The organism is Pseudomonas sp. B14(2022), from assembly GCF_012030485.1.
Taxonomy (GTDB): Bacteria; Pseudomonadota; Gammaproteobacteria; order Pseudomonadales; family Pseudomonadaceae; genus Aquipseudomonas.
Genome location: NZ_JAAUVM010000020.1, coordinates 118876 through 125485 on the forward strand (window position 1 = coordinate 118876; position 6610 = coordinate 125485).

The 6610-nt window shown below is 60.6% G+C and carries 6 protein-coding genes; 5 read left to right on the forward strand and 1 reads right to left on the reverse strand.

The window, feature by feature from the left end; genetic code table 11:
• Window positions 1-45 precede the first annotated feature (45 nt).
• The 3 genes from katB to radA are packed head-to-tail and all read left to right on the forward strand — an operon-like array spanning window position 46 to window position 3584.
• On the forward strand, window positions 46-1587 hold the full coding sequence (gene katB / locus HCF10_RS24305; protein WP_145336627.1) for a catalase KatB: 1542 nt from the start codon (window positions 46-48) through the stop codon (window positions 1585-1587).
• 54 nt (window positions 1588-1641) lie between these two features.
• On the forward strand, window positions 1642-2181 hold the full coding sequence (locus HCF10_RS24310; RefSeq protein ID WP_150054039.1) for an ankyrin repeat domain-containing protein: 540 nt from the start codon (window positions 1642-1644) through the stop codon (window positions 2179-2181).
• 35 nt (window positions 2182-2216) lie between these two features.
• On the forward strand, window positions 2217-3584 hold the full coding sequence (gene radA / locus HCF10_RS24315) for a DNA repair protein RadA (RefSeq protein ID WP_024077502.1): 1368 nt from the start codon (window positions 2217-2219) through the stop codon (window positions 3582-3584).
• A gap of 30 nt (window positions 3585-3614) precedes the next feature.
• Here the strand turns inward: radA and HCF10_RS24320 are convergent, their stop codons facing one another.
• Entirely contained in the window at window positions 3615-3983 is a 369-nt protein-coding gene (locus HCF10_RS24320; RefSeq protein WP_131699341.1) for a PilZ domain-containing protein, read from the reverse strand.
• A 173-nt stretch (window positions 3984-4156) separates the two neighbouring features.
• On the opposite strand from HCF10_RS24320, the gene HCF10_RS24325 reads away from it, so the two are divergent.
• Complete coding sequence (locus HCF10_RS24325; protein ID WP_053137912.1) at window positions 4157-6223, forward strand: carbon starvation CstA family protein; 2067 nt, start codon at window positions 4157-4159, stop codon at window positions 6221-6223.
• A 15-nt stretch (window positions 6224-6238) separates the two neighbouring features.
• Complete coding sequence (locus tag HCF10_RS24330) at window positions 6239-6436, forward strand: YbdD/YjiX family protein (protein WP_003176208.1); 198 nt, start codon at window positions 6239-6241, stop codon at window positions 6434-6436.
• Window positions 6437-6610 lie beyond the last annotated feature (174 nt).

Consider the following 6610-nt stretch of genomic DNA (forward strand, 5'->3'; position numbering starts at 1 on the left):
GGCAAGCACAACTGAATGTGCACTAAAAAACCAGAGGAAACCTTGATGAAGAATCCAATCAATCGCGGCCCGGTATTGGCGCGTCATGTGCTGGTACTGGCGACCGCCAGCCTGCTTTCCCTCTCCGTGCAAGCCGCCAACCTGACCCGTGATAACGGCGCCGCGGTGGGCGATAACCAGAACTCGCAAACCGCTGGCGCCAACGGCCCGGTGCTGCTGCAGGACGTGCAACTGATCCAGAAGCTGCAGCGCTTCGACCGTGAACGCATCCCCGAGCGCGTCGTGCATGCCCGTGGCACCGGCGCCCATGGCACCTTCACCGTCACCGATAACCTCAGCGACCTGACCAAGGCCAAGGTCTTCGCTGCTGGCGAAACGACCCCGGTGTTCGTGCGCTTCTCGGCCGTGGTGCACGGTAACCACTCCCCGGAAACCCTGCGTGACCCGCGCGGCTTCGCCACCAAGTTCTATACCGCCGATGGCAACTGGGACCTGGTGGGCAATAACTTCCCGACGTTCTTTATCCGCGATGCCATCAAGTTTCCCGACATGGTCCACGCCTTCAAGCCGGACCCGCGCACTAATCTGGACGATGACTCCCGTCGCTTCGACTTCTTCTCCCATGTTCCCGAGGCCACTCGTACACTCACCGAGTTGTATTCCGACTCCGGTACTCCGGCCAGTTATCGGGAAATGGACGGCAATGGTGTACATGCCTACAAGTTGATCAACGCCAAGGGTGAAGTGCACTACGTCAAGTTCCACTGGAAGAGCCTGCAAGGCATCAAGAATCTCGACCCCAAGCAAGTTACCGAAGTGCAGGGGCGTGACTACAGCCATATGACTAACGACCTGGTCACCCATATCAACAAGGGCGACTTCCCCAAGTGGGACCTGTATGTGCAGGTACTCAAGCCGGAAGACCTGGCCAAGTTTGATTTCGACCCGCTGGACGCCACCAAGATCTGGCCGAATGTGCCCGAGCGTAAAGTCGGGCAGATGGTGCTGAACCGCAACCCGGCGAATGTCTTCCAGGAAACCGAGCAAGTGGCCATGGCCCCGGCCAACCTGGTGCCGGGCATCGAACCGTCGGAAGACCGCCTGCTGCAAGGGCGGGTGTTCTCGTATGCCGACACGCAGATGTATCGACTGGGCGCCAATGCCCTGCAGTTGCCGATCAACGCCCCACGGGTCACCGTCAACAACGGTAACCAGGACGGCGCGCTGAACTTCGGCAAGACCACCAGCGGCGTGAACTACCAGCCAAGCCGCCTGGAAAACCGTGAAGAGCCGCAAACCGCGCGCTACAGCCAGACGGCGCTGTCGGGCAGCACCCAGCAGGCGAAGATCCAGCGTGAGCAGAACTTCAAGCAGGCCGGCGATCTGTATCGCTCCTACAGCAAGAAAGAGCGTCAGGACTTGATCGACAACTTCGGCGGCTCCCTGGCCACTACCGATGACGAGAGCAAGCACATCATCCTGTCGTTCCTCTACAAGGCCGATCCGGAATACGGCACCGGCGTGGCCAAGGTCGCCAAGGGTGACCTGGCGCGCGTGAAGGCGCTGGCCGAAAAACTCACTGACTGACGTTGGTTTCGGTCGACGCCCACGCGGGCGTCGACCTCTGGCAGGAGAGAACCCATGCGTATTTCGATCGGCCTACTGATGGCCATGCTGGCCTTTGTCGCCCATGCCGAGTCGCCCGACCCGGTCGCGCTCAAGGCGCAGCTCCAGGATTATTACTTCGACGCCGCCCGCCGTGGTGACCTCGACATGCTCAACACCTTTATCGACGCCGGCTTCCCCCTCAACACCCAGGACGACAAGGGCTACACGGCGTTGATTCTCGCCGCCTACCATGGTGAAAGCGCCTACGTGGAGCGTTTGCTCGCCGCCGGCGCCGACGCCTGTGTGCAGGACAAGCGCGGTAACACCGCATTGATGGGCGCGATCTTCAAGGGAGAACTGAAAATTGCCCAGCGCCTGCTGGCGACCGACTGCAACCCCGACCAACGTAACGGTGCCGGTCAGACGGCGGCCATGTACGCCGGCCTGTTCAAGCGCATCGAGTTGCTCGACGAACTCAAGGCCAAGGGCGCCGATCTCAACGCCGAAGACCCGGTCGGCAACAGTGCTTCACGACTGGCCAGCGGTGAAATCCGGACCCCGGCGTCGCGCTGAGCTATCATCGCGGTTTTTCGGTTGGAGGTTTTCAAATGGCAAAGGCCAAGCGCATGTACGGCTGCACGGAGTGCGGCGCGACCTTTCCCAAGTGGGCCGGCCAATGCACCGAGTGTGGTGCGTGGAATACCCTGACTGAAACCATGATCGAAAGCGGCGGCGCCTCGGCCCCCACCGGCCGAGCCGGCTGGACCGGGCAACAGGCGCAGATCAAGACCCTGGCCGAGGTCAGCGTTGAAGAGATCCCGCGTTTCTCGACGGCTTCCGGTGAGCTGGATCGGGTTCTGGGTGGCGGCCTGGTGGATGGTTCGGTGGTGTTGATCGGCGGCGACCCCGGCATCGGCAAATCGACGATCCTGCTGCAAACCCTGTGCAGCATCGCCAGCCGCATGCCGGCGCTGTACGTCACCGGCGAAGAATCCCAGCAACAGGTGGCCATGCGTGCCCGCCGCCTCGGTTTGCCCCAGGATCAACTGCGGGTCATGACTGAAACCTGCATCGAAAGCATCATCGCCACGGCCCGGATCGAAAAACCCAAGGTCATGGTGATCGACTCGATCCAGACGATTTTCACCGAGCAACTGCAATCGGCGCCGGGCGGTGTGTCCCAGGTGCGCGAGAGTGCGGCGTTGCTGGTGCGCTACGCCAAGCAGAGCGGCACGGCGATCTTCCTGGTCGGCCACGTCACCAAAGAGGGCGCGCTGGCCGGGCCACGGGTGTTGGAACATATGGTCGACACCGTGCTGTATTTCGAAGGCGAGTCCGATGGCCGCTTGCGCTTGCTGCGGGCGGTGAAGAACCGCTTCGGCGCGGTGAACGAACTGGGTGTGTTCGCCATGACTGACCGGGGGCTGAAAGAAGTCTCTAACCCCTCGGCGATTTTCCTGACCCGTGCCCAGGAAGAAGTCCCAGGCAGCGTGGTTATGGCAACGTGGGAAGGCACCCGGCCGATGCTGGTGGAAGTCCAGGCGCTGGTGGATGACAGCCATCTGGCCAACCCTCGTCGCGTCACGTTGGGCCTGGATCAAAACCGCCTGGCGATGCTGTTGGCGGTGTTGCACCGTCACGGTGGCATCCCCACCCACGACCAGGACGTGTTCCTCAACGTGGTCGGCGGGGTCAAGGTGTTGGAAACCGCGTCCGACCTGGCGTTGATGGCGGCGGTGATGTCCAGCTTGCGTAACCGGCCATTGCCCCACGACCTGCTGGTGTTCGGTGAGGTGGGCCTGTCCGGCGAAGTGCGCCCGGTGCCGAGCGGTCAGGAACGCTTGAAGGAAGCGGCCAAACACGGCTTCAAACGCGCGATTGTGCCCAAGGGCAATGCGCCGAAGGAAATGCCGCCAGGATTGCAGGTGATTGGGGTCACGCGCCTGGAACAGGCATTGGATGCCTTGTTCGAGTAATCACCAACGCCGCAAAACCAATGTGGGTGGTTAGATCTCCAACAGCGCCGACAACTCCCGGTGCAGTTCTTCTTCATCTCCAAGGTTCAGTTCGATAAGCCGCCTTAGGTGGCTGATCGAGTCCAGGTCGATGTCTGTGCACACAAACCCCAGTTGACCATCTGCTTCGTGGGTCAGCCGTGCTTGCATCTTTATATGCGCCTTGGGATCCAGGCGTATGTCGACCGCGAACGGCAGCGCCTTATTTCCCTTCCAGTCTTCAGGCCGTTGCGCCAACAGGCCCTTGAGCGACAAATCCACCAATTGCACTGGCCATTCGTTGCCGTTTTGCCGAAGTTCGGTCTTGGCATCAAAGGCGATCCGGCGAAAACGGCGGCGATCAGACGCTTGCTCGGTCATGGTGAAACCCTCTGTGGATAAAAGGATTGTAGCCCTGCGCCATCATTGGGCGGTTTTTTCTGTTTTTTTACCGCTGCAAGGCTCTAGACCAACGTAGGGGGGTGGCCTTTAAGGCCAGTAGCGCTAAACTCCGGATGGCTGTCCTTTCTGTCCACCCTGGCTGGAATATAAAAATGAAAAATAATAATAGCCTGCTACGCCACTTACCCTGGCTGGTGCTGGCAATCGTAGGAGCGTGCGCCCTGGGCGTAGTGGCCTTGCGCCGAGGCGAGGCGATCAACGCCTTGTGGATTGTGGTCGCTGCCGTGGCCATCTATCTGGTCGCTTATCGCTACTACAGCCTGTTCATCGCTAATAATGTGATGCAACTCGATCCACGACGGGCCACCCCCGCAGTGGTCAACAATGACGGTCTGGACTATGTGCCGACCAACAAACACATCCTTTTCGGTCACCACTTTGCGGCAATTGCCGGTGCAGGCCCCTTGGTCGGCCCGGTACTGGCGGCGCAAATGGGCTACCTGCCCGGCACACTCTGGCTGATTGCCGGCGTGGTACTGGCCGGTGCGGTGCAGGATTTCATGGTCCTGTTCCTGTCCACGCGTCGTAATGGCCGTTCCCTGGGGGACATGGTTCGCGAAGAGATGGGTCGTATCCCGGGGACCATCGCGCTGTTCGGCTGCTTCCTGATCATGATCATCATCCTTGCGGTGCTGGCGCTGATCGTGGTCAAGGCCCTGGCCGAGAGCCCATGGGGCATCTTCACGGTGATGGCGACCATCCCGATCGCGATGTTCATGGGCATCTACATGCGCTACATCCGCCCGGGCCGCATTGGTGAAATTTCGATCATCGGCGTGCTGTTGCTGCTCGGTTCGATCTGGCTGGGCGGGCAGATTGCCGCTGATCCGGTCTGGGCCAAGGCCTTCACGTTCACTGGGATCCAGATCACCTGGATGCTGATCGGCTACGGTTTCGTGGCCGCGGTACTGCCGGTGTGGCTGATCCTCGCGCCACGTGACTACCTCTCTACCTTCTTGAAAATCGGCACCATCATCGCCCTGGCGATTGGCATCCTGGTCACCATGCCTGACCTGAAAATGCCGGCGCTGACCCAGTTCATCGATGGTACCGGCCCGGTTTGGAAGGGCGGTCTGTTCCCGTTCCTGTTCATCACCATTGCCTGTGGCGCGGTCTCGGGCTTCCATGCGCTGATTTCCTCGGGCACCACGCCCAAGCTGCTGGCCAGTGAAAGCCACGCCCGTTACATCGGTTACGGCGGCATGCTGATGGAGTCCTTCGTGGCGATCATGGCGATGGTTGCCGCTTCGGTGATCGAGCCAGGCGTGTACTTCGCCATGAACAGCCCGGCGGCAATCGTCGGCACCGACGTGGTGACCGTGGCACAAACCGTCAGCAGCTGGGGTTTTGCAATTACCCCCGAGGCGCTGTCGGCCGTGGCCCACGACATCGGTGAAACCACCATCCTCGCGCGTGCCGGTGGTGCGCCGACGTTGGCGGTGGGTATCGCGCAGATCCTGCACAGTGTGCTGCCGGGTGAAAACACCATGGCGTTCTGGTACCACTTTGCGATCCTGTTCGAAGCGCTGTTTATCCTGACTGCCGTCGACGCGGGCACCCGTGCCGGTCGCTTCATGCTTCAGGATTTGCTGGGCTCCTTTGTACCGGCGCTCAAGCGCACCGAGTCCTGGACCGCCAACCTGATCGCGACCGCCGGTTGCGTCGCCATGTGGGGTTACCTGCTGTACCAGGGCGTGATCGACCCGCTGGGCGGCATCAACACCTTGTGGCCGCTGTTCGGTATCTCCAACCAGATGCTGGCCGGTATCGCGCTGATGCTCGCCACCGTTGTGCTGATCAAAATGAAACGCCAACGCTACATCTGGGTGACCATGCTGCCGGCGGTATGGCTGCTGATCTGCACCACCACCGCAGGCTTCATCAAGCTGTTCGACGCCAACCCGGCGATCGGCTTCCTGTCGCTGGCGAAGAAGTACAGTGATGCCCTGGCGAACGGCCAGATCCTGGCCCCTGCCAAGAGCGTGGACCAGATGCAGCACGTGATCTGGAACGCTTACACCAACGCAACGCTGACTGTGCTGTTCCTGTTCGTGGTGTTCAGCATCCTGTTCTATGCGCTCAAGGTTGGCGTCGCCGCCTGGGGTAACAAAGAGCGTACGGATAAAGAAGCCCCGTTCCAGGCAGTACCGGACGCATAACCGAGGATTGCAAGCATGTTCAATGACATCAGTCGCCTCGGTAAATACCTCGGTCAGGCCGCGCGCCTGATGGTCGGCATGCCCGACTACGACACGTACGTCGAGCATATGCAAACCAAGCACCCGGACAAGCCGATGATGGACTACAAGGCGTTCTTCCGGGAACGCCAGGAAGCCCGTTACGGCGGCAAGGGTGGGCCCAAGTGCTGCTGACCCGTTAGTTCGGGCTGGCGGTGATCCACTGTGGGAGGGGGCTTGCCCCGGTACAAACCGGGGACATCGTTTACATTTCTAACCGGGGACATGGTTTACAGGCTAATACGCATGATCAGGAGGTAACTGATCATGCCCTGGAACCAAGAGTCCCCCATGAATCAAAGAATCAAG

What these genes read in the sequence shown, in the direction of transcription:
- katB (WP_145336627.1), top strand. Translation starts at nt 46, where the DNA reads ATGAAGAATCCAATCAATCGCGGCCCGGTATTGGCGCGTCATGTGCTG.
- HCF10_RS24310 (WP_150054039.1), top strand. Translation starts at nt 1,642, where the DNA reads ATGCGTATTTCGATCGGCCTACTGATGGCCATGCTGGCCTTTGTCGCC.
- radA (WP_024077502.1), top strand. Translation starts at nt 2,217, where the DNA reads ATGGCAAAGGCCAAGCGCATGTACGGCTGCACGGAGTGCGGCGCGACC.
- HCF10_RS24320 (WP_131699341.1), bottom strand. Translation starts at nt 3,983, where the DNA reads ATGACCGAGCAAGCGTCTGATCGCCGCCGTTTTCGCCGGATCGCCTTT.
- HCF10_RS24325 (WP_053137912.1), top strand. Translation starts at nt 4,157, where the DNA reads ATGAAAAATAATAATAGCCTGCTACGCCACTTACCCTGGCTGGTGCTG.
- HCF10_RS24330 (WP_003176208.1), top strand. Translation starts at nt 6,239, where the DNA reads ATGTTCAATGACATCAGTCGCCTCGGTAAATACCTCGGTCAGGCCGCG.